Consider the following 26387-nt stretch of genomic DNA (forward strand, 5'->3'; position numbering starts at 1 on the left):
CTTGCTTGAGATATCACAATTACAAAGAGGTAATTTCTCATGGCTAAAATCGGTTTCATCGGCACCGGCATCATGGGCAAGCCCATGGCCCAGAACCTGCAAAAGGCAGGTCACAGCCTGTTCATTTCCACCCACCACGACGCTGCGCCAGCCGACCTGATCGCTGCCGGTGCCGTGGCCCTGGCCAACCCGAAAGAGGTTGCCCAGGAAGCCGAATTCATCATCGTCATGGTGCCCGACACCCCGCAGGTAGAAAGCGTTCTGTTCGGTGAAAACGGCGTGGCCGAAGGCGTCGGCCCGAACAAGGTGGTGATCGACATGAGTTCGATCTCGCCAACCGCGACCAAAGTGTTCGCCGAGAAAATCAAGGCAACCGGCGCTGCCTACCTGGACGCTCCTGTATCCGGTGGCGAAGTCGGTGCCAAGGCTGCGACCCTGAGCATCATGGTCGGTGGCTGCCCGAACGCCTTCGAGCGCACCCTGCCGCTGTTCGAAGCCATGGGCAAGAACATCACCCGCGTCGGTGGCAACGGTGACGGCCAGACCGCCAAGGTCGCCAACCAGATCATTGTCGCCCTGAACATCCAGGCCGTCAGCGAAGCATTGCTGTTCGCCGCCAAGAACGGTGCCGACCCGGCCAAGGTGCGTGAAGCACTGATGGGCGGCTTCGCCTCGTCGAAAATCCTCGAAGTGCACGCCGAGCGCATGATCAAGGGCACCTTCGACCCAGGCTTCCGCATCAACCTGCACCAGAAGGACCTGAACCTGGCCCTGCAAGGCGCCAAGGAACTGGGCATCAACCTGCCCAATACCTCCAATGCCCAGCAAGTGTTCAACACCTGCCAGGCCCTGGGCGGCGGCAACTGGGACCACTCGGCGCTGATCAAAGGCCTGGAGCACATGGCCAACTTCTCGATCCGCGGCGACAAATAAGTCGTTTTTAGCCTTCACTGGCCTCTTCGCGGGTAAACCCGCTCCTACCAAAGACCGCACAATCGCTCAGAGCTGTGCATTTAGGAGCGGGGCTTGTCCGCGAAGAAGCCAACGCCGTTGAACCTGCGACCACAGGCCCAATGGTGGCATCGAGCAACACCCGCCCCTGGTTCGGCCTGCACGGAGGCAGTTCCAGGGGCGTCTTTGATTCTGCAGAACAACAATAACTGGGAGCCTGCCATGTCGGTCGATCCGCAAAAACTTCTCCGCGAGCTGTTCGACACAGCCATCGCCGCCGCCCACCCCCGTCAAGTCCTCGAAACCTACCTGCCCGCCGATCGCAGCGGCCGGGTTATCGTCATCGGCGCCGGCAAGGCCGCAGCCGCCATGGCCGAAGTGGTCGAGAAAAGCTGGCAGGGCGAAGTCTCCGGCCTGGTCGTCACCCGCTACGGCCATGGTGCCAACTGCCAGAAGATCGAGGTGGTCGAAGCCGCCCACCCGGTCCCGGACGCTGCCGGCCTGGCTGTGGCCAAGCGCGTGCTGGACCTGGTCAGCAACCTCAACGAAAACGACCGCGTCATCTTCCTGCTGTCTGGCGGTGGCTCGGCGCTGCTGGCCCTGCCTGCCGAGGGCCTGACCCTGGCCGACAAGCAGCAGATCAACAAGGCGCTGCTGAAATCCGGCGCCACCATCGGCGAGATGAACTGCGTGCGCAAGCACCTCTCGGCGATCAAGGGCGGGCGCCTGGCCAAGGCCTGCTGGCCGGCCACGGTCTACACCTATGCCATTTCCGATGTACCGGGCGACCTCGCCACGGTAATCGCCTCCGGCCCCACAGTGGCCGACCCGAGCACCTCGGCCGACGCCCTGGCCATCCTCAAACGCTACAACATCGAAGCGCCCAAAGCGGTCATCGACTGGTTGAACAACCCGGCCTCGGAAACCGTCAAGGCCGACGACCCGGCCTTGGCCCGCAGCCACTTCCAGTTGATCGCCAAACCCCAGCAGTCGCTCGAGGCCGCCGCCGTCAAAGCCCGCCAGGCCGGTTTCAGCCCGCTGATCCTCGGCGACCTTGAAGGCGAATCGCGCGAAGTGGCCAAGGTGCATGCCGGTATCGCCCGGCAAATCGTTCAGCACGGCCAACCGCTCAAAGCGCCCTGCGTGATCCTGTCGGGTGGCGAAACCACCGTGACCGTACGCGGCAATGGCCGTGGCGGGCGCAACGCCGAGTTCCTGCTCAGCCTCACCGAAAGCCTGAAAGGCCTGCCGGGTGTTTACGCCCTGGCCGGTGACACCGACGGCATCGATGGCTCGGAAGATAACGCCGGTGCCTTCATGACCCCCGCCAGCTACGACCGCGCCGAAGCGTTGGGCCTGTCGGCCAGCGACGAATTGGACAACAACAACGGCTACGGCTACTTCGCCGCGCTGGATGCGCTGATCGTCACCGAACCGACTCGCACCAACGTCAACGACTTCCGCGCCATCCTGATCCTCGAGACTGCCCAATCATGACGCCTGATAAAAAAGTAAAGATCCTCGCCACCCTTGGCCCTGCGATCAACGGCATCGACGATATCCGCCAGCTGGTCGAAGCCGGGGTGAACATCTTCCGCCTCAACTTCAGCCATGGCGAGCATGCCGACCACGCCCTGCGCTACCAGTGGATCCGCGAAGTCGAGCAGCAACTGAACTACCCGCTGGGTATCCTCATGGACCTGCAAGGGCCGAAGCTGCGCGTTGGCCGCTTTGCCGAAGGCAAGGTGCAGCTGCAACGCGGCCAGGCCCTGCGCCTGGACCTGGACAAAACCCCGGGCGACAGCCGCCGGGTCAACCTGCCGCACCCCGAAATCATCGCCGCCCTTGAGCCCGGCATGGACCTGCTGCTGGACGACGGCAAGCTGCGTCTGCGCGTTACCGCCAAGCACAGCGACGCCATCGACACCGAGGTACTGAACGGTGGCGAGCTTTCCGACCGCAAGGGCGTCAACGTACCGCAAGCGGTGCTCGACCTCTCCCCGCTCACCGAAAAAGACCGCCGCGACCTGGCCTTTGGCCTGGAGCTGGGTGTGGACTGGGTCGCCCTGTCGTTCGTGCAGCGCCCTGAAGACATCGTCGAAGCGCGCCAGCTGATTGGCGACCGCGCCTACCTGATGGCCAAGATCGAGAAGCCATCGGCGGTGGAGCAACTGCAAGCCATCGCCGAACTGGCAGACGCGATCATGGTGGCCCGTGGTGACCTGGGCGTGGAAGTACCGGCCGAAAGCGTGCCGCAGATCCAGAAGCGCATCATCGGTACCTGCCGCCAGCTGGGCAAGCCGGTGGTGGTGGCCACGCAGATGCTCGAGTCGATGCGTTTCTCGCCAGCACCAACCCGTGCCGAAGTCACCGACGTGGCCAACGCGGTGGCCGAAGGTGCCGACGCTGTGATGCTGTCGGCCGAGACGGCCTCGGGCGACTACCCGCTGGAAGCTGTGCAGATGATGAGCAAGATCATCCGCCAGGTGGAGAACGGCCCGGACTACCAGGCCCAGCTCGACGTCGGCCGGCCAAAGGCCGAAGCGACCGTATCGGATGCCATCAGCTGCGCCATCCGCCGCATCAGCGGCATTCTGCCGGTGGCGGTGCTGGTCAACTACAGCGAGTCGGGTGCCTCGACCCTGCGCGCGGCACGTGAGCGGCCACGGGCACCGATCCTCAACCTGACGCCGAACCTGAACACCGCGCGCCGCCTGAGCGTGGCCTGGGGCGTGCATTCGGTGGTCAACGACCGCCTGCGTCAGGTCGACGAGGTGGTTTCCACCGCCCTGGAGATTGCCCAGGCGCAAGGCATGGCCAGCCGTGGCGACACGTTGCTGATCACCGCTGGCGTGCCTTTCGGCAAGCCGGGTACGACCAACACGCTGCGGATCGAGACTTTGATCTGAGATTGCCGGGGGCGCGTTGCGCCCCTTTCGCGACACAAGGCCGCTCCCACAGGGCCGCGCTGGCACAAGGGAATGCGATCCCTGTGTGAGCGGCCTTGTGTCGCGATTGGAGGGCAAAGCCCTCCCCGAATACCGCTCTACCTGACCGCGGAAAACCGAGGCCCAAAGAGGCCCACCGCTCCCCCATCAACCTCACTGACTGCCCCATGTACACCAAAAATTTCGTCAACCCGTGCCCCGACTGGGCCACGGCGTTACTCAACGGCTTCAGCCAGGTGCTGCTGCTGCGCAACCCCCTGTGCGGCCTGTGCTGCCTGCTGGCCATCCTGCTGACCGCACCCAACCTGGTCGGCGGCGCGCTGCTTGGTGCCTTGGCCGGCCTGCTCACCGCCCAGGCACGCGGCTATGACCGTGCCGACCGCCAAGCGGGGCTGTACTGCTACAACGGCGTGCTGATCGGCATCCTGATCAGCGCGGTGCTGCCCTGGTCGGCGATCCTGCCGCCACTGATCATCGCCGCCGGCGGCCTGTCCAGCATCATCACCCACCAGTGGCGCAAGCGCGGCGGCAAGTTGCTGATTGCCTACACCTCCCCTTTCGTATTGCTGGGCTGGGCCACACTGCTGGTCGCCAGCCCCTCGCCCAACGGCTTCGTCGAAGCCGACCCGCTGTATGCGTTGGCCCGCGGCGTGGGCCAGATTTTCCTGCTCGACCAGCCCTTGGCCGGGTTGCTGATCATCGTCGGCATGTTCATCGCCAACCCCTATGCGGCGTTGTGGGCGGTGATTGGCTCGGCCATTGGTGGCGGCGTGGCGTTGCTCACCGATCAGGCGCAAGCCGCCTGGTTAGGCCTGTACGGCTTCAATGGCGCACTGGCGGCACTGGCCTTTAGCCGGCAAGGTGAAAAGCCCTGGGTGACGGTGCTGGCCATTGCCCTGGCGCTGTTGCTACAACCGCTGCTCAACTTGATGCCCATTGCAGGGCTGACAGCGCCGTTCGTACTGGCCTGCTGGCTGATGCATTCGGGCAACCACTTCTGGCAGCTTCTGCTGCGTCGGAATATATGGCGCCTACATAACTGAAGGCCAGAACACATCGGATGTGCAGGACTCTGTCAGCCACGCTGTGCCACTTACCCATGACCAAAGGATGCCAGCGCCTGGACATCCAATACCTGGCGTGCGCCCTGCTCCCTGATAAACGCCATGGAGTGCTCGATATCGGCAATCTGAGTGTTCTGGGCCCGCTGATGATTGGGAATCATCTGGTCCAGACTCATTGGCTGAGTGCCCGGCCTGTGTTCCCAGTGCCAATGGTTATGCCAAGACGCTCCAAGCTCATCGATAGTTGGCCCTTGTGACGGAACGCCTGCTACTGTCGCTACGGGACGTATCTTCACAGGCGCGCCACTGAAATCTTCGGTAGTGCCAGAGCCGCTAAAGTCAACGACTTCACTCAAAACAGTGCGCGCAAGCTGATACTTGCCGGGACCATTTTTGAAAACCGGTGAAACTCGATCATCTGTCGCTTTTACAGGACTGACCACGGCCACTCGCCTTGCCCGCCCCGGCAAACGTTTCAAAATGCCTGTTCCACCAGTCGGGTCCAAGCGATTGACCGGATCACCTTGGCAATAGGAATACGTGTTGACCCCACCCTTACCGAACGGACTCAACATGTCAGGGCTGAAAAAGCGCATAAGTGCAGGGCAATAGAATCGATACCCGTTGCCCAGAGCATAGCCTTGAAGCACCTCTTCCTTCCTCTCGCCATTGAACCCCAACGCAGCGCCCGGCCCCTTCTGCAAAAAGCCGTAAGCGTTATATGACAGTGTTCGCCGAGCCAAGCCCCGTGGTTCAGTTACCCTTTTCATGACCGTCTCACACACTTGCCCGTGCCTGACGCTATTCTGCGCCCACCACTCAGATACCTAAAACTGGCATTTTTGCCAGTTCAGCCTGTTGCAGGCCCGGACACTGACCTTTTAGGCTTGTTGCTTACGCACCCGGATCACAAGCCATGCAAACCCCGCAATCAATACGCGAGCGGCTCTTCGTCATCGTCTTCCAGACCGACACCGTAGCCGGTCGCCGCTTCGACAAGATCCTGCTACTGATCATCCTGGCCAGCCTGGTCACGGTGATCCTCGACAGCATCGACGAAGTACACCAAGGCTACGCCGGCCTGCTGGCCGGCATCGAGTGGGGCTTTACCGCGATCTTCCTGGCCGAATACATCACCCGCCTGTACTGCTCGCCGAAGCCGCTGCGCTATGCCTTCAGTTTCTATGGCCTGGTCGATTTACTGGCGGTCGTGCCGGGGATCCTCGCGCTGTACTACAGCGACGCCCAGTACCTGTTGATCATTCGTGTGATACGGATGCTGCGGATCTTCCGTGTACTCAAGCTCAGCCCGTACCTCAAGCAGGCCCATTACCTGATGGAGGCGCTGCGCGGCAGCAAACAGAAGATCATCGTGTTCCTGGTGACGGTATCGACGCTGGTGACCGTGTTCGGCACGCTGATGTACGTGATCGAAGGGCCTGAGCATGGCTTTACCAGCATCCCCAAAGGCATCTACTGGGCCATCGTTACCCTGACCACCGTGGGCTTTGGCGACATCGTGCCGAAGACTCCGCTGGGGCAGGTGCTTTCGTCGCTGGTGATGATCACCGGTTATTCGATCATTGCCGTGCCGACCGGTATTTTCACGGCAGAGCTGGCAAATGCCATGCGCGGGGAGCAGTTGCAGCATGATTGCCCGACCTGCTGCAAGAAGACCCACGAGCATGGGGCAGCGTTCTGTTCTCGCTGTGGGAATGGGTTGTTTCCCAAAGCGTGATAGCGCCTGTGCTGGCCTCTTCGCGGGTAAACCCGCTCCTACAACAGGCGCGGACCGTGCGCGGTCCCCCGTAGGAGCGGGTTTACCCGCGAAGAGGCCGGCACAGGCAGAAGCATAACCAAAGCATTTTTTGTTCTTTAACCCGTATAAACCCACCCGCTATAGTCGCTGGCAATCTGCCCCAACACCCTTCAAGAACAAGGAAGCATCGTGAAAAAGCTCTTCACCGCCTCGCTGCTCGCCGCAGGCCTGGCCTTGGGTAACCTCGCCCAAGCCGCCCCCACCTTGCTCAACGTTTCCTACGACGTGATGCGCGACTTCTACAAGGACTACAACCCGGCCTTCCAGAAGCACTGGGAAGCCGAACACAACGAGAAGGTCAACGTGCAGATGTCCTTCGGCGGCTCGAGCAAGCAGGCGCGTGCGGTGATCGATGGTCTGCCGGCCGATGTCATCACCATGAACATGGCCACCGACATCAACGCCCTGGCAGACAAGGGCAAGCTGGTGCCCGACAACTGGGTAAGCCGCCTGCCGAACAACAGCGCGCCATTCACCTCGGCCACGGTGTTCATCGTGCGCAAGGGCAACCCAAAAGCCCTCAAAGACTGGCCCGACCTGCTCAAGGACGGTGTGCAGGTGATCGTGCCCAACCCGAAAACCTCGGGTAATGGCCGCTATACCTACCTGTCGGCCTGGGGCTACGTACTCAAGCAAGGCGGCGATGAAAGCAAAGCCCGCGACTTCGTCGGCAAGCTGTTCAAGCAGGCACCCGTGCTGGACACCGGTGGCCGTGCCGCCACCACCACGTTCATGACCAACCAGATCGGTGACGTACTGGTCACCTTCGAGAACGAAGCCGAGATGATCGCCCGCGAGTTTGGCCGCGACCAGTTCGAAGTGGTCTACCCAAGCGTATCGGCCGAAGCCGAGCCACCGGTGACGGTGGTCGACAGGGTGGTGGCCAGGAAAGGCACCCAGGCCGTGGCCGAGGAATACCTGAAGTACCTGTGGTCACCAGCAGCCCAGGAGATCGCCGCCAACAACTACCTGCGCCCGCGTGATGCAACGGTACTGGCCAAGTACACCGACCGCTTCCCGAAAGTGGACTTCCTGTCGGTGGAGAAAACCTTCGGTGACTGGCGTACCGTGCAGAAGACCCACTTCAATGATGGTGGGGTGTTTGACCAGATCTATACCGGTCAGTAACGCACGAGCAACATCAAACCCGGCGGAACACCAAGGCCTTCAGCCCCCCCGCCGGGTCAACGTCCGGAAATTCCGGCGGGTTTTCCAGGCGCTCGACATAAGCCAACGAAGGCGCCTGCGCTGCCATGCCTTCGATCAGAAACTCAGGCCCGATCCCAGGGTCGTTGACACACGCCAGCACCGTCCCGCCTTCGCTCAACAACTCCGGCAAACGCCGCAGGATCTTTGCGTAATCCTGGGTCAGCACAAAGCTGCCACGCTGGAAGGTTGGCGGGTCGATGATGATCAGGTCATAAGGCCCGTACTTGCGCACCTTGCCCCACGACTTGAACAGTTCATGCCCCAGATACGCCACCCGTGATGCATCGTGGCCATTGAGGCGATGGTTGTCCCGGCCCCGCGACAGGGCCGACTTGGCCATGTCCAGGTTCACCACCTGCTCAGCGCCACCGGCAATCGCTGCCACGGAAAAGCCGCAGGTATAGGCGAACAGGTTCAGCACGCGCTTGCCCGCCGCCTGCTCGCGCACCCAGCGGCGGCCATAGCGCATGTCGAGGAACAGGCCATTGTTTTGCCGCACGCCCAAGTCCAGCAGGTAGGTCAGGCCGTCCTCGATCACTTCGCGTTGCTGGCACGGCTCGCCCAGCAGCCACTGGCCCGGGCTGTCGGGCAGGTAGCGGTGCTGGATGATGACTGCCTGCCCAGTCCACTGCGGGCGCTCGGCCAAGCTGCGCAGCATGGCTTCCAGTTCGGCGAGCTGGCCCTCGGGCGGCTCACGGAACAAGGCGACCGACAGCACGCCCTGCAGCCAGTCGACGGTGACCTGCTCCAGGCCCTGCCAGCAGCGGCCGCGGCCGTGAAACAGGCGGCGGGTTTCCCGTGGTGCAGGGTCGAGGGCGGCAAGCAGGTGTTGCTCGAGGGTGTCGATGGGCGAGGTCATGGCGGATCGCAGGCTGGCAAAAAGCGGCATTCTACCTTGCGGGCCTCTTCGCGGGTAAACCCGCGCCTACAGGATGCCGCGCCGAGCGGAACCACCACCCCTGCTGCATGCCCGCTGCCGCCAGCAGGATCAACCCCACGCCCAGCCACTGCAGCGGCGCCAGGCGGTGCCCGAACGCCACCCAGTCCACCAGAATTGCCGCAATCGGGTAAATGAACGACAGCGCACCGGTCAACGCCGTGGGCAAACGCTGGATGGCGCTGTACAACAGCACATACATCAGGCCGGTGTGCACCATGCCCAGTGTCAACAAGCTGGCCAACGCCGGCACTTCAACCGGCAACCCGCCAAGCGTGACCCATGGCGCCAGCAGCAACACACCCGTGGTTACCTGAATCAACGCTATCAGGTGCGGGGGCGTGCCACTCAGGCGCTTGATGATCAACGCCGCGATTGCATACAAGAATGCCGCCCCCAGCGCCAGGGCAATCCCCAGCAGATAGTCCTCGCCATTACTTTGCCCAGCGCCATGGGCACTGACGATGGCCAGCATGCCTAGGAACGCCACACTCAGCCAGGTCACCTTGGCCAAGGTGATCCTTTCGCCCAGAAACAGCGCCGCCAGCCCCACCAGAATGAATGGCTGCACGTTGTAAACCGCCGTGCCGATGGCAATCGACGCCCGTGCGTACGAAGCGAACAACATCAGCCAGTTGCCGACAATGGCCACCCCACTGGCAATCGCCAGCAAAAATGCCGTGCGGCTGATCACGCCTGGGCGCAAAAAGCCAAACGCGGCGCAAATCGCCAGCAAGGTCACGGCACCGAACACGCAGCGCCAGAACACAACATCCAGCACTGGCTGGCCGGACACCAGCACGAACCAGCCAATGGTCCCGGAAATCAGCATGGCGGCGACCATTTCCAGCGAGCCACGGCGCAATGAACTGTCCATCTCAAATCTCCCGTTGATGATGGCCACAGTATGCAAAGGCGACAGCCTGGCCATCCAGCGGATAACCAAGGCATATTCGTGGCTCTGCCTTTACTATCAAGGCAAATAACACGAATTACCTGATGAGGTGGGTATGACCGATGCCATCGACCAACTATTGATCAATGCCCTGATGGAGGACTCGCGCCGCTCGCTCAAGGCTCTGGCGCAGGTCAGCGGGCTGTCCGCACCCAGCGTCAGCGAGCGCCTGCGCCGGCTCGAAGAGCGCGGCGTGCTGCGCGGCTACACCGTGGAGGTCGACCCTCGCGCCTTTGGCTACCAGTTGCAGGCGATCGTGCGTATCCGTCCGCTGCCGGGGAAGCTGCAAGAAGTGGAGCGCCAGATCATTGCGATTCCTGAGTTCACCGAATGCGACAAGGTCATTGGCGAGGACTGCTTCATAGCCCGACTGCATGTGCGCTCGATGGAGCAGCTGGACACGCTGCTCGATCTCATGAATGTGCTGGCTGAGACCAATACCGCGATCATCAAGAAGACCCCGGTCAAGCGGCGGTTGCCGCCAATGGATTGATGGGCGCCTGTGCTGGCCTCTTTGCAGGCGTGCCCGCGAAGAGGTCAGCACCGGAAAAGCTGACTATTTTTTGTACACAAATACGTAACCATAAGTGCCATTTTTGTGTGCACTTTCTTCAGTAGCGCCCCAATTCGTTACACACTTTCCACCCGTTATTTTGACCAAATGATCAGCTAATCAATCTTTCAAAAATTTAAACTTGTTCGTTTGGTCAACTTATATTCTCTTTATTTCATTAACTTACCTTTTAACAAGATAAGTTCGAAATGATCACCTGTTGAAACCTGCTCTTCCCTTGGCATGGAACTCGCTTTTGTGTGTTCGTGTTTTGTATACAACTCAAACAAAACATAGATACACAAGAATCCGCGACGCCGACCCAATGTCAGCCGCCGCGCCCACAACCCTGTGATGCCAACGCTGCACCGACGAGATGGCGAGCCCGTGCGCATGCCCGCTCATCGCAGTCCATGTGCATCAGGAGCCCGCCGGAATGAGTAGCAGCCTCGACCTTGCCCCTGAACAATCCGTCGCCAGCACACACCCGAGTTCCACGCTTGCCGGTCACCAGCCGGACCTTGTTCTCAGCCCGCGCCTGCATAACCGCGACCTGGCGCCAACCCGGATGGAAGGCCGTCGCTGGGGCGGCTACAGCATCTTCGCGCTGTGGACAAACGATGTGCACAATATCGCCAACTATTCGTTCGCCATGGGCTTGTTCGCCCTCGGCCTGGGTGGCTGGCAAATTCTGTTGTCGCTGGCCATCGGCGCGGCACTGGTGTACTTCTTCATGAACCTGTCGGGTTACATGGGGCAGAAAACCGGGGTGCCGTTTCCGGTCATCAGCCGCATTGCCTTCGGCATCCACGGCGCGCAGATACCGGCGCTGATCCGAGCCATCATCGCCATCGCCTGGTTCGGCATCCAGACCTACCTGGCATCGGTGGTGCTGCGGGTGCTGCTCACCGCCGTGTGGCCGCAACTGGCAGCCTACGACCACGACAGCATCCTCGGCCTGTCGAGCCTGGGCTGGGTGTGTTTCGTGTCGATCTGGCTGGTGCAACTGGTGATCCTGGCCTACGGCATGGAGATGGTGCGCCGTTACGAGGCCTTTGCCGGGCCGGTGATCCTGCTGACCGTCGCCGCACTGGCGGTGTTCATGTACTTCAAGGCCGACGCGCGCATTGCCTGGTCGGTGGCTACGCCGCTGACCGGCTACGAGATGTGGCGCAACATCTTCGCCGGCGGCGCACTGTGGCTGGCGATCTACGGCACCCTGGTGCTGAACTTCTGTGACTTCGCCCGCTCCTCGCCTTGCCGCAAGACCATCCGCGTGGGCAACTTCTGGGGCCTGCCGGTGAACATCCTGGTGTTCGCCGTGATCACCGTGGTGCTGTGCGGCGCGCAGTTCCAGATCAACGGCCAGATCATCGACAGCCCGACGCAGATCGTCGCCGCCATACCCAGCACGCCATTCCTGGTGCTCGGCTGCCTGGCCTTCCTGATCGTCACCGTGGCGGTGAACATCATGGCCAACTTCGTCGCCCCGGCCTTCGTACTCAGCAACCTGGCACCGCGCCACCTGAACTTCCGCCGTGCCGGGCTGATCAGTGCCACCCTCGCGGTGCTGATCCTGCCGTGGAACCTGTACAACAGCCCGCTGGTGATCGTGTACTTCCTGTCGGGCCTGGGCGCCCTGCTCGGCCCGCTGTACGGCGTGATCATGTCCGACTACTGGTTGCTGCGCAAAGGCTGCATCAACGTGCCAGAGCTGTATACCGAGCACCCGGCCGGTGCCTATCACTACAGCAAGGGCATCAACCTGCGCGCCGTGGCCGCCTTCGTGCCGGCCGCACTGCTGGCCATCGTGCTGGCCCTGGTGCCCAACTTCCACGGTATCGCGCCGTTCTCCTGGCTGATCGGTGCCGGCATCGCCGCCGCCCTGTACCTGCTGATCGCGCCACGTAACCGCCATTACCACGACGTCAGCGGCGAGTGCATCGCCGTCGACCACAGCGGCCATTGATCAAGGAGGACTGCCCATGCGTATTCTGATCGCCAACGTCAACACCACCGAAGCCATTACCCAAGCCATTGCCGAGCAGGCCCGTGCGGTGGCCGCACCCGGTACCGAAATCGTCGGCCTCACACCCTGGTTCGGCGCCGAGTCGGTGGAGGGCAACTTCGAGAGCTACCTGGCGGCCATCGCGGTGATGGACCGGGTACTGGCCTTTGAAGGGCCTTACGATGCCGTGATCCAGGCCGGTTATGGCGAACACGGCCGCGAAGGCCTGCAGGAACTGCTTAACGTGCCTGTGGTGGACATTACTGACGCCGCCGCCAGCACAGCAATGTACCTGGGCCACGCCTATTCCGTAGTAACCACGCTTGACCGCACCGTGCCATTGATCGAGGACCGCCTGAAGCTCTCGGGCCTGTATGACCGCTGCGCCTCGGTGCGAGCCAGCGGGCTGGCGGTGCTGGAACTGGAAGCCGACCCGCAGCGGGCCGTGGAGGCGATTGTTGGCCAGGCCGAGCGCGCCGTGCGTGACGACAAGGCCGAAGTGATCTGCCTGGGTTGTGGCGGCATGGCCGGGCTGGACGAGCAGATTCGCCAACGTACCGGCGTGCCGGTGGTGGATGGTGTGAGTGCAGCGGTGACCATTGCCGAATCGCTGGTGCGCATGGGCTTGAGCACGTCCAAAGTGCGCACCTATGCTACGCCGCGGACAAAGAAAGTGGTGGGTTGGCCGATGCGCTTCGGCCGCTAGATATCCTTCGCCTGTACCGGCCTCTTCGCGGCTAAAGCCGCTACAGGACCACCACAAGCCTGAATACCGTGGGGTCCTCGTAGGAGCGGCTTTAGCCGCGAAGAGGCCGGTCCGGTTAACGCATCATCCGGGCCAAACGCTGCGCACTGCCACAGGCCAAGGTGAACCCCAACGCCCCATGCCCCAGGTTCAGCCACAGGTTGCGGTACACCGTCCCACCGATGATCGGCACCCCGGTCGGTGTCGCCGGCCGCATCCCCGCCCACTCCACCGCCTGGCCATAATCCGCCGCCCTCGGCAGCGTCTCCAGCGCCAGCCGCCGCATGCTCTGCAAACGGCGCATGTCCACCGACTCATCGAACCCGACAATGTCCACCATCGCCGCTACCCGCAGCTGCTGCCCCAGGCGGGCGTAGACGATCTTGCGCTCATAGTCGGTAAGGCTCACCTCCGGGGGCAGGTGCGCGGCGCTGATCGGTGCCGTCAGGCTATAGCCCTTCAGCGGGTAGACTGGTATCTGCACCCCCGGTAATGCCAAGCCTGGGCCGCGATGCCCGGCACACAGCACCAACTGCTCCACGTCCAGCTGCTGATCGCCCAGTTGCAGTGCCACGACCTGGCCCTGGCGCTGAAGCAATTGCGTCACCGGCCGGCCAAGCAGGAAATGGCACTGGCCCGACGCGCGCAACAGCGCCTCCAGCCGCAAGCAAAACACGTGACAATCGCCAACCTCTTCGCCCGCCGTGAACACGCCACCCACAAACGGTGCGCCATCCAGGGCAGGCTCCAGCCCGCGCAGCTCGGCAGCCGCCAGCACCTGCTGACTGGACGGGTCCGCCAACTGTTCCCGGCCTTGGGCAAAGGCCCGTTCACTGCGAAATGCCACCAGCTTGCCATTGCGCCGCCAGGCAAAATCCCCCAGGTTCTGGTCCTCGCGCCATTGCGCCAGAACGGCCTGACTGTAAAGCGCCAGCTCAAGCAATTGCCCGGCATTACGGCGATTGACGCTTCGCCGGCAAGCCAGGGTGAATGCCAGCAGCCAGCGCCACTGGGCCGGGTCCATGCGCAAGCGCAATCGCAATGGCGACTCGCCCTGCAACAGCCAGCCCAGCGCCTGCCACGGCACCCCGGCATCAGCCAGCGGCGCCACATAGCGATAGGACAATTGCCCGCCATTGGCAAAGCTGGTGGCCGACGCCAGGCTGTCGCGGGCCTCGATCAGGTCAACCGACCACCCTTCCCGAACCAGCGCGTAAGCCGTCGCCAGGCCCACCACTCCACCACCGATCACCGTTACCCGCTGTTTCATCGCTCATCCCTGTTCCAGCTTCCTTGCCAAACAGTACCAGCGGATCAGGTCGGGCAGCTATGCGCACCGTCATTCAGGCCCTGGCGCACATTACGGCTCAGCAGGCTGGCTTTGCCGTTTTGCCAGGTCAGGGTCAGTACATAGAGCGTGTCGAAGTCTTCGCCGCTCCAATCCTCGGTGATCACCCGCTCCTCCCCCAGGGCCTTGCCGGCCACGGTGTTGATCAGTTCCGGCAGGTAGCCGTGGGACCAGGCAGTGTAGATGGTCGCATTGCGGTACTTGTCGCTCAGCAACTCATCGGCCAGTTCAGCAGTGTCGTTGGCGCCGTAGTCGATATTCACCGGCAAGCCGAGGCGGATGGCACTGGGGGTGATGGTCATCAATGGGCGGATATAGCTGTAGCTTTCGTCCCGGCTGCCTTCCTCGACATGCCGCGTGGGGTTGGCGGCAAACACGTAGTCGGCCTTGCCGAAGCGCTCGGGCAGTACAGTGGCCAGGTCCAGTGCACGGTTGAGGCCCTGGCAGTTCAACTGCCCGAGCCCCTCGCCCGGCTTCTCGCCATGACGCAGAAACACCAGGGTCTGGGTGCCATCCACCGGTCGTGCCCGGCTTTCGACAGCCTCCAGCGCCAACGGTACGGCGATGGCTGTGAGCAACAGACTCAGCAGCAAGTGACGGCGACGGCGGAAGAGTGTTGGCAACTTCATCAAGGCAGGCTCGTGTGGCAGAGAAAATCGGGTTTACCCGCCACATCGCCCGGCCAGTTGCAGGGCGCCCATGTAGTGAATGCCATCCCTGGCAACGCGTGAGGGTCAGAGTGCCCCGAACCCGTTTGGTTCCTCCCTGGAGGTGGATGCCGTTCCCTAGGCAAGGCCTAGATTAGGGGCTGGGTGTTGCGCAATTGTGTAAGGTGCAAGAATTTCGGGTTGCAACGTGCCCACTCAATCATCCCGCGTGAGCACTTCCAGCAGTTCGATCTCGAAGGTCAGGTCCGAATTCGGTGGGATCGCCCCTACGCTGCGTTCGCCATAGCCCAGGTGCGCCGGTACCAGCAGCTTGCGCTTGCCGCCAACGCGCATACCCATCAGGCCTTGGTCCCAGCCTTTGATTACCCTGCCGGTACCGATCACGCACTGAAACGGCTTACCGCGCGACCAGGACGAGTCGAACTCGCTGCCATCGGCCAGCCAGCCGGTGTACTGGGTGGTGATCAGGGCACCTTTGACGGCGGCTTTGCCGTCTCCCTCGACCAGGTCGATGATCTGCAGTTCTTGGCTCATGGGTACACTCCAAACGCTGAAAAACAAAACCGCCCTTTTCTCAGGAATGCACCGGTTTGGCAAGTTCACGCAGAATTGTATGGAGGCATTCGCCGACGGAACGCCCCCGTACAACATGACGTTGAATCAGCTGTTCTGCTCGAACACCTCTTGGCCGGACAGCTCCTTGGTCTGATTGGCGAAGCAGTACCACGCGGGTTTCTGTTCGACGAAGATCTGCAGGTCGAAATCCCAGGCTTGGTCGCCATCGAGCAGGCCGACCGGCACGGCGTGGAAGTCGTTGGCCTTGAGCCGGTAGTACAGGTGCGTACCACAGCGGCCACAGAAAGCACGCTGGGCCCAGTCGGACGAATCATAGACGCTCGGCGCACGCCCTTCGATCAGCGGAGGCTTGCTGCAGTGCACCACCAGCAGCGGGCCACCGGTCCACTTGCGGCACATGCTGCAATGACAAGCGCTGATATGGGTATTGTCGACGCTGACCGTCAGCCGCGTGTCGCCGCACAGGCAGGTGCCGTGTTTTTCCAGGTCCATGGGTGGCTCCTTGAACGGAAAGATGGGCCTGCAATTATAGAAGCCCCCCAGGGCATCACACGCCATACTAGATGTACACATTGCCCCGCAGGTACAACGCCGCCCGCCCACTGATGATTACGCGGCCATTGCCCGGCACTTCACACTGCAATTGCCCTTTGCGTGCCCCGCCCTGCTCGCAGTTCAGCACCTTCTTGCCCAGCCTCTGGGCCCATACCGGCGCCAGCGAAGTGTGCGCCGAGCCGGTTACCGGGTCTTCATTCACACCAACCCGCGGGCCGAACCAGCGGGTGACGAAGTCAAAGCCACGCCCTGCCGCGGTCACGGCAATGCCACGGACGTCGAAGGCCGACAGTGCAACAAAGTCTGGTTTCAACGTATCGAGCAGCAAGGCGTCATCGATCACCACCACATAATCGTCGCTACGGTACACCACCTGTGCCTGGCTCAAGCCCAGCGCCTGCAGCAGGCCCGCCGGCATGTCCACCGCTACGGGTTGCTTGGCCGGGAAGTCCATGGCCAGCAGGCCATCAGTACCACGGCTGACGCGCAACTCGCCACTGCGGGTATTGAAGCGCAGCACTTGCGCCTGCTCACCTAGTTGCTCGAACAGCACGTAAGCCGAGGCCAAGGTAGCATGGCCGCACAGGTCGACCTCCACGGCGGGGGTAAACCAACGCAAGTCAAACGTTTCGCCGTTGCGTACGAAGTAGGCTGTTTCTGACAGGTTGTTTTCTTCAGCAATGCGCTGCAGCACATCGTCCGGCAGCCAGCTGTCCAGCGGGATCACTGCGGCCGGGTTGCCACCGAACGGTTCAGTGGAAAAGGCATCGACCTGGAATATTTCGAGTTGCATGCACACACTCCTTGTTGCCCGGGCGCTGCCAGGCAGATATCTGGAAAAGGGTTACGGGCGTACCGGGGTCAAAACTGGCTCACCGGCAAAGAACGCCTGCAGGTTGCGTAGCACCAAGGCCACCGTGTCGCGCGCGGCTTCTGGCGATTGGCCAGCCACGTGGGGTGTGAGCACGGTGTTGGGTAAGGCCTTGAGTGCATCGGGCACTGCCGGCTCGTCATCGAATACATCCAGCGCGGCGCCAGCCAGCTGGCCACGCTGCAATGCAGCAATCAGGGCTTGCGTGTCGACCACGCTGGCACGGGCGATGTTCACCAGATAGCCGTCAGCCCCCAGGGCCTGAAGGACGTGGGCATCGACCAGATGCCGGGTGTTGGCGCCACCGGGGGTAGCCACCACCAGGATGTCGACGGCTTCAGCCAAGTGTCGTGGGCTGTCGTACCAGGTATAGGGCACCCCCTGGCGTGCTGTGCGGCTGTGGTAGCTGACGTGCATGTCGAAGCCCAAGTGGGCCCGCTTGGCAATCGCCAGCCCTACTGCGCCGAGGCCGAGAATGCCCAGGCGCTTGCCACTCACCGAGGGGCTGATCACCCGGTTCCATTCACCGCGCCGCGTGCTGGCATCGGCACGGGGGATGTCGCGCAGCAGCGCCAGCAGCAGGGCCAGGGTGTGGTCGGCGACGGCCGCGGCATTGGCCCCTGCGCCATTGGTGACGGTTATGCCGCGGGCAGCGGCGGCGGCCAGGTCGACCTGCTCGTAGCCGGCGCCGATCACGCAGATGATCTGCAATCTGGGTAATGCGTCAATTTCGGCGGCGGACAGCCCCAGCGGACCACGGGTGAGTACCGCATCGATTTCTTCGGCGTGGCGATGAATGGCATCGGCGCGCATTTTCGGCGAAGGGGCACGGATCAGGTGGTAACCGGCCTGCTCCAGCATGGGCAGGTAATCGTCGACGGTTTCCACCAGTACCAGGACTGTCTTGCGCATGCCACCTCCGGGTGAATTCGAGGCGTCATTATGCGGAGTCACCGACCGGTACAGTCAATGGAAATAACAAGGCAAAACTGTACTGTGCTGTTGCTGTTGCTGTTGCTGTTGCTGTTGCTGTTGCTGTTGCTGTTGCTGTTGCTGTTGCTGTTGCTGTTGCTGTTGCTGTTGCTGTTGCTGTTGATCTTGATCTTGATCTTGATCTTCGCGACTTCAGGAGGCCGAACGCAGGCCTTGCGGAGGCAGGTGACGGGCATGGATGCCCGTCAAGCGCTGAGGCCCCAGGATGGGGCCTTCGGCGCGGTCCTGCCGGGAGCAAGGCCGGAGTGAGGGGACCCCGGAGCGCAGCGCAGGGGCCGGATGATGGGAGCGCAGCGTTTTTTGGTTACTTTTTGTCGCGTTTGACAAAAAGTGACTCGCCGTAAGGGCGAAAAGGTGAGTCCGTGTCGCCATCGCGAATGGACTGTTCGCTGAGTCAAAACAGACGAGTTCGCTTCTTGCTTTTTGCTTCTTGCCTCTTGCTTCTTGGATGTGGGCACTCACATCGAGTAGGTATTCATTCACGCAGGTGGCGCATAGTCACCTTTCCGCCCTTACGGCGGGTCACTTTTTGTCAAACGCGACAAAAAGTAACCAAAAAACGCTGCGCTCCTATCATCCGGCCCCTGCGCTACGCTCCGGGGTTCCCTCGCTACGGTCTTGCTCCCGGGAGGACCGCGCTGCAGGCCCCATCCTGGGGCCCAGCGCTTGACGGGCATCCATGCCCGTCACCTCCCTTCGCAAGCCCTGCGCTCGGCCTCCTGAAGTCGCAATCTGCGTCGCCTGAACTATCGCGCGCTTACAAGCAAAATCAAAATCAAAAGCAGAAGCAGAAGCAAATAAAGAAACAGCGTTACTGTGCGAACGCCCGCCCCAACCCACCTGGTACACCGCTGCTGTCAGTTTCCTGCCACGGCCCATTCGGGCTCAACGACCAGCTCCAGCCGTTATCAAACCGATAGTAGGTACGCTGCCGGTAGAAGGTATTGGGCTGCTTCTCCAACACATATACACCCAGCCTGGGATCCCAGTGGCTTGCCCCGCCAGGCGGTGGCGCAAAGCTGGCCGAGGTACGCGGCATGGGCTTGGGTATTGCTGCCGGCCTGCTCGGCTGAGTGGAAGGCTGCCCGCCCGGCAAGGGCTTGACCACCGGCCCCGACGGCGGCACACGCTCGATAGGTGGCGCGGGCTGCTCGTACGGCTCGTGCACCGTACACGCAGACAAACCCAGGGCCAGGGTAATCAGGGTCAGGCGGACGGTGCTATGCATGGCATTGCTCTCTTACTGGTCTGGAGTGTCGATGGTCAGGCGCTGGGTAGCCTGGGTGGCGCTAGGCAACGGAGCACCCCGGCCAATCCACTCACCCTGGGTAGGCTGACCCGCGCGTGAAACACGTGCAACCAGTTGGACTTCGGCAAATTGCGACAGTTTCATCTGCGGCATCATCGCATCAGCGTCAGACAATTCCACCTCGATCGGCAACTGCGCCACAGTCACCCGCTTGGCCGCCAGTGGCATCGGCGGGCCATTGCTGGCGCGAGCGAAGATAAATACCGTGTCGTCCGGCTTGACCTTGTCCTTCAAGGCAGCCGCCAGTTCCACACGTACTTTCAGGCGAGCCGCCACAGGTGCAGGCTCGGCCTGCGCTGGCGCCCCACCCAGGCGCTCGGCGGCACGGTCGATCCCCCCCTGCAGGGCCGCTCGCGATGAATCACCTTCTGGCAACTGCGCCAGCAAGCGCTTCCAGTAGTCGATGGCTTCCTGATAACGCTCGCCTTCAAACGCAGCAATACCGCGCAGGCCCAGGCTGGTCACCTCGTTGGGGTCAGCCTTCAGCGCTTCGTCAGTCAGCGCCTGCAATTGCGGGCTCCACTGCTTGTTGGCGGCAAAGTACAGCGCCTGCGCCCACTGCCCCAGCAGCTCGGGCTGACGACCAGCCAGGGCCACGACCCGTTCGAACGTGCGCGCGGCATCGGCCGGGCGCTGCTCGGCCATGTAGGCCCGGCCAAGGAAATACATGGCCTCGGCCGAATCCGGCTGGGCCTGCACCACGCGCTCAAGGCGCGTAGTCATTTCATCCATCGACTTGGGTGCCTCGGCAAATTCCTGGGTCAGCGCCACCTTGTCGGCCGCGCCAAAATGCAGGTACAGCCCCAGCGCCATCAGCGGTACCAGCACTGCCGCCAGCAGCGGCAGCGCCTTGCCCAAATGCCCCTGGCGCGGGGCCTCGGCGCCTTCGGTATCGGCCAGCAACTCGCGGGCAGCCTCGTCCCGGCCCTTGGCCATCTGCGCCTCATCGAGCACACCGGCGGCTTGCTGGGCCGCCAGTTCGGCGACGCGTTCCTGGTAAAGGGCCACGTTCAAGGCCGTGCGGTCTTCTTCCTGCTGGCGACGGCGGCCACGCAGGATCGGGAGCAGCAAAAAGCTGAGGGCAGCGAGCAGCAGAAGGCCCGCGCTAAGCCAGAATTCAATCATGGGTCTGTTCTTTTTCCAGCAGTTTGGCGAGACGCTCGCGTTCTTCGGCAGACAACTCATCGGTGCCTTGCACGGCCGTGGCACGGCGCCGGCGCACGATCACCGCCAGCACCACGAAGCCACCGGCCAGCAAGATCCCCGGGCCAAACCACAGCAGCCAGGTACGCGCGCTGAGCGCCGGCTTGTAGCGCACGAAGTCGCCATAGCGATCGACCATGAAGTCGATGATCTGCTGGTTGCTCTGGCCTTCGCCGAGCATGCGGAAGATTTCCCGGCGCAGGTCGGCAGCAATCGGCGCGTTGGAGTCGGCAATATCCTGGTTCTGGCACTTGGGGCAGCGCAGTTCCTTGGTCAACTGTTGGTAACGCTCGCGCTCGGCCTCGTCGCGAAACTGGTAGGTGTCGATAGCCGCCTTGGCCACACCGGCCAGGCTCATGCCCAGCACCGCAGCTGCCAGCCAGCGCTTCATGGCTTGGCCTCGTCGATCAGGCCCTGGTACAACGGCGCCAGTTGTTCACGCCAGACCGTGGCATCAACGATACCCACGTGCTTGTAGCGGATGATGCCCTTGGCGTCTATCAGGAAGGTTTCCGGCGCCCCATACACCCCAAGGTCCAGGCCCAGGCTGCCCTGCTCGTCACGAATATCCAGCTGGTAGGGGTTGTGGAACTCGGCCAGCCACCTCTGCGCGGCGGCGTTGTCATCCTTGTAGTTGACCCCATGGATCACCACACCCTGCCGTGCCAGCTGGTTCAGGTACGGATGCTCGACCTTGCATGATGGACACCAGGTGGCCCACACATTGACCAGTGCCGGGCGACCCTGCAAGTCAGCCTGAGTCAGGGTGCGGTCCCCCTGTGTCGAAGCCAGGGAAAACACCGGGAACGGTTTGCCGATCATTGCCGAAGGCAGCTCGTCGGGCTTGAGGAAAAGCCCCTTGTAGAGGAACACCGCCACCAGCAGGAACACTGCAAGGGGCACCACCATGATCCAACGCTTCATGCAGCTGCTCCAGACACGCCCAGGACATCACGCACCCGGGTCTTGACCTTGACGCGGTAGCGCCGGTCGAGGGCCGCCAGCAACCCGCCCAGGCCGGTCAGCAGACCGCCCAGCCAGATCCAGCGAACGTAAGGCTTAATATGTACGCGCACAGCCCAGGCGCCATTCTCCAGTGGCTCACCAAGCGCAACGTACAGGTCTCGGGTAAAGCCGGCGTCGATGCCCGCTTCGGTCATCATCGACTGTTGCACGGTGTACAGGCGCTTCTCCGGGTGCAGTGTGGTCACTTCACGACCCTCGCGGCTGACCACGATGGTGCCCTTGTCAGAGATGAAGTTCGGCCCCTCGAAGTGCTTGGCGCCCTGGAACAGGAAGTGGTAGCCACCCAGCTCCACACTTTCGCCCGGCGCCATGCGCAGGTCGCGTTCGGCGCTGTTGTTGCTGGACAGCACCACGCCCAGCGCGCACACCGCCAGGCCCAAGTGCGCCAGTTGCATGCCCCAGTAGCTGCGCCCCAGGCCCGGCAAGCCTTTGATCAGGCCCTTGTGGCGGGTCTTGTCGAAAATGTCACGCAGCCCGCCAAGCACTACCCAAGAAGCCAGGGCGAAGGCCGTCAGCGTCGGCCAATCGAAGTCGTCGACGATAAAGCCGGCAACCGGAGCAAGGATGGCACTGCCGATCAACACTGGGGTCATCATGCTGGCCAGCCATTTGCCCGGGGTGTCCTTCCAGCGCACCACCACGCCCACGCTCATCACCACCATCAGCAGCGCCATCAACGGCAGGAACAAGGCGTCGAAGTAGGGCGGGCCGACCGATAGCTTGGCACCGGTCAGGGCATCGAGCACCAGCGGGTACAGGGTACCGAGCAGAATCATCGAAGCCGCCACCACCAGCACCAGGTTGTTGGCCAGCAGCAGCGTTTCACGCGACCACAGGGCGAAACCGACCTGGCTCTTGACCACCGGTGCACGCAGTGCGAACAGCGTGAGCGACCCGCCGACCACGAACAGCAGGAAAAACAGGATGAAAATACCGCGCGACGGGTCGGCGGCAAACGCGTGCACCGAGGTCAGCACGCCGGAACGCACCAGGAAGGTACCCAGCAGGCTCAGCGAGAATGCGGCAATTGCCAGCAGCACGGTCCAGCTCTTGAACACCCCGCGTTTCTCGGTCACCGCCAACGAGTGGATCAGTGCCGTGCCCACCAGCCAAGGCATGAACGAGGCGTTTTCCACCGGGTCCCAGAACCACCAGCCACCCCAGCCCAGTTCGTAGTAGGCCCACCACGATCCCAAGGTGATGCCAATACCCAGAAAAGCCCAGGCGACGATGGTCCACGGCCGCGACCAGCGCGCCCAGGCTGCGTCCAGCCGGCCGCCGAGCAAGGCGGCGATGGCGAAGGCGAAGGCCACCGAAAAGCCCACGTAGCCCATGTAGAGCATGGGTGGGTGGACGATCAGGCCAAAGTCCTGCAGCAGCGGGTTGAGGTCACGGCCATCAGTCGGCACCTGCGGCAGCAGGCGCTGGAACGGGTTGGAAGTAATGATCAGGAAGCTCAGGAAGCCCACACTGATCATGCCCATTACCGCCAGTACGCGGGCCAGCATCACCTGCGGCAACTGCCGGGAGAACACCGACACAGCAAAGGTCCAGCCGCCGAGGATCAGCGCCCAAAGCAGCAGCGAACCCTCATGGGCGCCCCACACCGCACTGAACTTGTAGTACCAGGGCAAGGCGCTGTTGGAGTTGCTGGCCACATAGGCGACCGAGAAGTTGTCTGTCATGAAGGCATGGGTCAGGCAGGCAAAGGCAAACGCCAGGAAGACGAACTGCCCCCACGCTGCCGGCCGCGCCAGGCTCATCCACAGGCTGTCGCCACGCCACGCGCCAAGCAGCGGCACACTGGCCTGCACGACGGCAAAGCAGATCGCCAGAATCATCGCCAACTGGCCCAGTTCGGGAATTACCAGTGCTGCGTTCATGGCTTGGCCTCTACGCCGGTAGCGGCCTGGCCGCTTTCCTTCAACGCCTTGGTGACCTCGGGCGGCATGTATTTCTCGTCGTGCTTGGCCAGCACTTCATCGGCTACCACCACACCTTCGCCGTTGAGCTTGCCAAGGGCGACGATGCCCTGCCCTTCGCGGAATAGATCGGGGAGGATGCCGCGGTAGGTGATGGGTACCGACTTGTTGAAGTCGGTAACCACGAAACGCACGTCCAACGAGTCGGCCGAGCGCTGAACCGAGCCTTTCTCGACCATGCCGCCAGCGCGAATGCGCGTGTCCAGCGGCGCTTCGCCGTTGGCGATCTGGGTCGGTGTATAGAACAGGTTGATGTTCTGCTGCAATGCGCTCAAGGCAAAGCCGACGGCAACCCCGACGCCGACCAGCAGGCCGACGATGAGCAACAGGCGTTTCTTGCGCTGCGGATTCACTGGTTGTTCTCCCGGCGCAAACGGCGCGCCTCTTCTTGCAAATAGCGACGACGGGCCAGCAGTGGCGCACCAACGTTCAGCGCCAGCACCGCCAGGCAGATGCCATAGGCCGACCACACGTACAGGCCATGGTGGCCCATGGCGAGAAAGTCACCGAAAGTGGCAAAGCTCATTGTGCGGCCCTCCGCCCCAGGCTGTTCAATACTTCGTCCCTGACCCAACTGGCACGTGCTTCGCGCTTGAGCACTTCAAGGCGCATACGCAGCAACAGCACCGCACCGAAAAAGCAGTAGAAACCCAGCGCCGTGCACAACAGCGGCAGCCACATTTCGGCCGGCATCGCCGGCTTTTCGGTAAGGGTGAAGGTGGCGCCCTGGTGCAGGGTGTTCCACCACTCCACCGAATACTTGATGATCGGGATATTCACCACACCGACAATCGCAAGCACCGCACAGGCCTTGGCCGCACTGTCACGATTACTGATCGCCTGGCCCAGCGCAATAATGCCGAAGTACAGGAACAGCAGGATGAGCATGGACGTAAGGCGGGCATCCCACACCCACCAGCTGCCCCAGGTCGGCTTGCCCCAGATGGCGCCGGTAACCAGCGCCACGGCGGTCATCCAGGCGCCGATGGGTGCGGCACATTGCAGGGCGACGTCGGCCAGTTTCATCTTCCACACCAGCCCCACCACCCCGGCCACCGCCAGTAGCACATAGCAGGACTGCGCCAGCATCGCCGCCGGCACATGGATATAGATGATGCGGAAGCTGTTGCCCTGCTGGTAGTCCTGGGGGGCGAAGGCCAGGCCCCAGGTGATGCCGACCAGCAGCAGGAGCACGGCAGCACCGGCCAGCCACGGCAGCATGCGGCCGCTGATGGCATAGAACCATTTCGGGGAGCCCAGCTTGTGGAACCACGTCCAGCTTATTTTCATCAGGGTACATCCAGGGTATTTGCCGGGCTTGAGAGCCCGGGACTCGTTATTCGCCGACGCTGATCTTCAGGCCGGCCGCTATCGCAAAGGGTGCCAGGGTAACGGCCAGGGCCGTCAGACTGGCGAGCCAGAGCAGATGGCCGGTTGCCGGCATATTTTGCAACGCCGCTTGCAACGCACCACTGCCCAGGATCAATACAGGGATATACAACGGCAGAATCAGCAACGCCAGTAACAAACCTCCGCGTTTAAGGCCGACTGTCAGCGCCGCGCCCACCGCGCCCAGCAAGCTCAATACCGGCGTACCCAGCAGCAGCGAACCGAGTAGCACCGGCAGGCAATGGCTTGGCAGCCCCAGCATCAGTGCCAGCAGTGGCGCCAACAATACCAGCGCCAGCCCGGAAAAGATCCAGTGCGCCAGCACCTTGGCCAGCACCAGCAGCGCCAGTGGGTGCGGCGACAGCACCCACTGCTCCAGCGAGCCGTCTTCGAAATCGCTGCGGAACAGGCCGTCCAGCGACAACAACACGGCCAGCAACGCTGCCACCCAGACCAGGCCGGGCGACAAGGTTTGCAACAATTGGCTTTCCGGGCCGACCGCCAGCGGGAACATGGCCACGACGATGGCGAAGAACACCAACGGGTTGGCCAGTTCGGCGGGGCGACGGAACAGCAGGCGCGCTTCGCGGCGCAGCAACAAAATGAATACGCTCATGCAGCCCATTGCCCCAGGTTCAGTTCTCGATAACCGGAGGGCTTGCGTTCCAGTGTGTGGTGAGTCGTCAGCACCACCGTGCCGCCCTGCTCGCAGTGGGCTGCCAGGTGCGCTTCAAGCTGCGCCACGCCTTGCTTGTCGAGCGCGGTGAACGGCTCGTCGAGAATCCAGAGCGGCGGACTAGCCAGGTGCAGCCGGGCCAGGGCCACACGGCGCTGCTGACCGGCTGACAGGGTATGGCAGGGAACGTCTTCGAAACCGCGCAGGCCGACAGCCTCCAGCGCCGCCCAGATCGCCTCGCGGCTGGCCGGCTGGTGCAGGGCGCACAGCCAGGTGAGATTTTCCTCGGCGGTGAGCAAGTCCTTGATACCAGCGGCGTGGCCGATCCACAGCAGTGCGCTGGCCAGGGCATGTCGCTGTTCGGCCAAGGGCTTGCCACCCAGCAGAATCTGCCCGGCCGTCGGCTGCATCAGCCCGGCCAGCAAGCGCAACAGGCTGGTCTTGCCACTGCCGTTGGGGCCACTGATCTGCAGCATGTCGCCGGCGCCCAGCTCGAAATCGAGCTGCTCGAACAGCAGGCGCCAGTCGCGCTCGCAGGCCAGGCCCGCGGCTTGGAGGTGAAGGGTCACGGTTTCGCCTTATCTTTAGTAGGGCTTTGGCGC

At 62.6% G+C, this 26387-nt stretch carries 28 protein-coding genes and 1 pseudogene; 10 read left to right on the forward strand and 19 right to left on the reverse strand.

From position 1 onward, the window contains the following. Nucleotides 1-39 precede the first annotated feature (39 nt). From J3A98_RS16110 to J3A98_RS16125, 4 genes are all read left to right on the forward strand, one after another. Nucleotides 40-933 (forward strand): 2-hydroxy-3-oxopropionate reductase, encoded by an 894-nt coding sequence (locus J3A98_RS16110; protein WP_103462236.1) that lies wholly within the window; start codon nt 40-42, stop codon nt 931-933. Nucleotides 934-1173: 240 nt separating this feature from the next. Continuing rightward, a complete protein-coding gene (locus tag J3A98_RS16115; protein WP_209967316.1) occupies nt 1174-2448 on the forward strand; it encodes a glycerate kinase in 1275 nt (424 codons plus the stop codon). Then, entirely contained in the window at nt 2445-3860 is a 1416-nt protein-coding gene (pyk, locus tag J3A98_RS16120; protein ID WP_003254349.1) for a pyruvate kinase, read from the forward strand. The genes J3A98_RS16115 and pyk overlap by 4 nt, the downstream gene beginning before the upstream one ends. A gap of 206 nt (nt 3861-4066) precedes the next feature. Further along, nucleotides 4067-4942 carry an urea transporter gene (locus tag J3A98_RS16125; RefSeq protein ID WP_209967319.1) on the forward strand — a complete coding sequence of 292 codons (876 nt, stop codon included), beginning with the start codon at nt 4067-4069 and terminating at the stop codon, nt 4940-4942. A gap of 497 nt (nt 4943-5439) precedes the next feature. Here J3A98_RS16125 and J3A98_RS27200 read toward each other — a convergent pair. Continuing rightward, nucleotides 5440-5700: pseudogene (locus tag J3A98_RS27200) on the reverse strand (RHS repeat-associated core domain-containing protein); the annotation flags it as partial. Between the two features lie 179 nt (nt 5701-5879). Here J3A98_RS27200 and J3A98_RS16135 point away from each other — a divergent pair. Further along, on the forward strand, nt 5880-6701 hold the full coding sequence (locus J3A98_RS16135; protein WP_209967323.1) for an ion transporter: 822 nt from the start codon (nt 5880-5882) through the stop codon (nt 6699-6701). 210 nt (nt 6702-6911) lie between these two features. Beyond that, nucleotides 6912-7910: a sulfate ABC transporter substrate-binding protein gene (locus J3A98_RS16140; protein ID WP_209967324.1), complete on the forward strand. Its 999-nt coding sequence runs from the start codon at nt 6912-6914 to the stop codon at nt 7908-7910. 13 nt (nt 7911-7923) lie between these two features. Here J3A98_RS16140 and J3A98_RS16145 read toward each other — a convergent pair whose 3' ends face one another. Both J3A98_RS16145 and J3A98_RS16150 read right to left on the reverse strand, forming a co-directional pair. Then, on the reverse strand, nt 7924-8880 hold the full coding sequence (locus J3A98_RS16145; protein ID WP_209967327.1) for a class I SAM-dependent methyltransferase: 957 nt from the start codon (nt 8878-8880) through the stop codon (nt 7924-7926). 1 nt (nt 8881) lies between these two features. Beyond that, entirely contained in the window at nt 8882-9805 is a 924-nt protein-coding gene (locus tag J3A98_RS16150; RefSeq protein ID WP_209967329.1) for a DMT family transporter, read from the reverse strand. 133 nt (nt 9806-9938) lie between these two features. On the opposite strand from J3A98_RS16150, the gene J3A98_RS16155 reads away from it, so the two are divergent. The 3 genes from J3A98_RS16155 to J3A98_RS16165 all read left to right on the forward strand — a co-directional run bounded on the left by J3A98_RS16155 (nt 9939) and on the right by J3A98_RS16165 (nt 13150). Continuing rightward, nucleotides 9939-10376, forward strand: coding sequence for an Lrp/AsnC family transcriptional regulator (locus J3A98_RS16155; protein ID WP_064493259.1), 438 nt, complete (start codon nt 9939-9941; stop codon nt 10374-10376). Nucleotides 10377-10872: 496 nt separating this feature from the next. Beyond that, a complete protein-coding gene (locus tag J3A98_RS16160; protein WP_209967331.1) occupies nt 10873-12405 on the forward strand; it encodes an NCS1 family nucleobase:cation symporter-1 in 1533 nt (510 codons plus the stop codon). Between the two features lie 16 nt (nt 12406-12421). Next, the gene (locus J3A98_RS16165) at nt 12422-13150 is read left to right on the forward strand and encodes an aspartate/glutamate racemase family protein (RefSeq protein ID WP_209967333.1); all 729 of its coding nucleotides are present in this window, start codon (nt 12422-12424) and stop codon (nt 13148-13150) included. Nucleotides 13151-13265: 115 nt separating this feature from the next. Here the strand turns inward: J3A98_RS16165 and J3A98_RS16170 are convergent, their stop codons facing one another. From J3A98_RS16170 to J3A98_RS16195, 6 genes are all read right to left on the reverse strand, one after another. Then, on the reverse strand, nt 13266-14459 hold the full coding sequence (locus J3A98_RS16170; RefSeq protein ID WP_209967335.1) for a D-amino acid dehydrogenase: 1194 nt from the start codon (nt 14457-14459) through the stop codon (nt 13266-13268). 44 nt (nt 14460-14503) lie between these two features. Beyond that, nucleotides 14504-15166: a histidine phosphatase family protein gene (locus J3A98_RS16175; RefSeq protein ID WP_176685136.1), complete on the reverse strand. Its 663-nt coding sequence runs from the start codon at nt 15164-15166 to the stop codon at nt 14504-14506. 234 nt (nt 15167-15400) lie between these two features. Continuing rightward, the gene (locus J3A98_RS16180; protein ID WP_003254365.1) at nt 15401-15739 is read right to left on the reverse strand and encodes an FKBP-type peptidyl-prolyl cis-trans isomerase; all 339 of its coding nucleotides are present in this window, start codon (nt 15737-15739) and stop codon (nt 15401-15403) included. A 126-nt stretch (nt 15740-15865) separates the two neighbouring features. Beyond that, complete coding sequence (locus J3A98_RS16185; RefSeq protein WP_176685135.1) at nt 15866-16273, reverse strand: GFA family protein; 408 nt, start codon at nt 16271-16273, stop codon at nt 15866-15868. Nucleotides 16274-16340: 67 nt separating this feature from the next. Beyond that, entirely contained in the window at nt 16341-17129 is a 789-nt protein-coding gene (locus tag J3A98_RS16190) for a PhzF family phenazine biosynthesis protein (RefSeq protein ID WP_209967337.1), read from the reverse strand. 51 nt (nt 17130-17180) lie between these two features. Continuing rightward, nucleotides 17181-18119 (reverse strand): 2-hydroxyacid dehydrogenase, encoded by a 939-nt coding sequence (locus J3A98_RS16195; protein WP_209967339.1) that lies wholly within the window; start codon nt 18117-18119, stop codon nt 17181-17183. Between the two features lie 84 nt (nt 18120-18203). Here J3A98_RS16195 and J3A98_RS27205 point away from each other — a divergent pair, with 84 nt between their 5' ends. Continuing rightward, entirely contained in the window at nt 18204-18449 is a 246-nt protein-coding gene (locus J3A98_RS27205; RefSeq protein WP_209967341.1) for a hypothetical protein, read from the forward strand. A gap of 562 nt (nt 18450-19011) precedes the next feature. On the opposite strand, the gene J3A98_RS16205 is transcribed toward J3A98_RS27205, so the two are convergent. The 10 genes from J3A98_RS16205 to ccmA are packed head-to-tail and all read right to left on the reverse strand — an operon-like array spanning nt 19012 to nt 26354. Further along, nucleotides 19012-19428: a hypothetical protein gene (locus J3A98_RS16205; RefSeq protein WP_209967343.1), complete on the reverse strand. Its 417-nt coding sequence runs from the start codon at nt 19426-19428 to the stop codon at nt 19012-19014. A 12-nt stretch (nt 19429-19440) separates the two neighbouring features. Next, nucleotides 19441-20634, reverse strand: a complete 1194-nt coding sequence (gene ccmI / locus J3A98_RS16210) for a c-type cytochrome biogenesis protein CcmI (RefSeq protein WP_209967345.1) — start codon at nt 20632-20634, stop codon at nt 19441-19443. Next, nucleotides 20627-21103, reverse strand: coding sequence for a cytochrome c-type biogenesis protein (locus tag J3A98_RS16215; RefSeq protein WP_209967347.1), 477 nt, complete (start codon nt 21101-21103; stop codon nt 20627-20629). The genes ccmI and J3A98_RS16215 overlap by 8 nt, the downstream gene beginning before the upstream one ends. After that, nucleotides 21100-21636, reverse strand: a complete 537-nt coding sequence (locus tag J3A98_RS16220; RefSeq protein WP_209967349.1) for a DsbE family thiol:disulfide interchange protein — start codon at nt 21634-21636, stop codon at nt 21100-21102. The genes J3A98_RS16215 and J3A98_RS16220 overlap by 4 nt, the downstream gene beginning before the upstream one ends. After that, nucleotides 21633-23621 (reverse strand): heme lyase CcmF/NrfE family subunit, encoded by a 1989-nt coding sequence (locus J3A98_RS16225; protein ID WP_176685425.1) that lies wholly within the window; start codon nt 23619-23621, stop codon nt 21633-21635. Before J3A98_RS16225 ends, J3A98_RS16220 begins: the two co-directional genes overlap by 4 nt. Further along, the gene (gene ccmE / locus J3A98_RS16230; protein ID WP_176685424.1) at nt 23618-24073 is read right to left on the reverse strand and encodes a cytochrome c maturation protein CcmE; all 456 of its coding nucleotides are present in this window, start codon (nt 24071-24073) and stop codon (nt 23618-23620) included. The genes J3A98_RS16225 and ccmE overlap by 4 nt, the downstream gene beginning before the upstream one ends. Then, entirely contained in the window at nt 24070-24246 is a 177-nt protein-coding gene (gene ccmD / locus J3A98_RS16235; protein WP_003254380.1) for a heme exporter protein CcmD, read from the reverse strand. The genes ccmE and ccmD overlap by 4 nt, the downstream gene beginning before the upstream one ends. Further along, nucleotides 24243-25010 carry a heme ABC transporter permease gene (locus J3A98_RS16240; protein ID WP_010955058.1) on the reverse strand — a complete coding sequence of 256 codons (768 nt, stop codon included), beginning with the start codon at nt 25008-25010 and terminating at the stop codon, nt 24243-24245. Before J3A98_RS16240 ends, ccmD begins: the two co-directional genes overlap by 4 nt. Before the next feature lie 46 nt (nt 25011-25056). Next, entirely contained in the window at nt 25057-25725 is a 669-nt protein-coding gene (gene ccmB / locus J3A98_RS16245; RefSeq protein ID WP_012051653.1) for a heme exporter protein CcmB, read from the reverse strand. Continuing rightward, nucleotides 25722-26354, reverse strand: a complete 633-nt coding sequence (gene ccmA / locus J3A98_RS16250; RefSeq protein ID WP_176685423.1) for a cytochrome c biogenesis heme-transporting ATPase CcmA — start codon at nt 26352-26354, stop codon at nt 25722-25724. Before ccmA ends, ccmB begins: the two co-directional genes overlap by 4 nt. Nucleotides 26355-26387: the final 33 nt, after the last annotated feature.

It is taken from the genome of Pseudomonas sp. BP6 (assembly GCF_017875935.1).
Taxonomy (GTDB): domain Bacteria; phylum Pseudomonadota; class Gammaproteobacteria; order Pseudomonadales; family Pseudomonadaceae; genus Aquipseudomonas; species Aquipseudomonas putida_Y.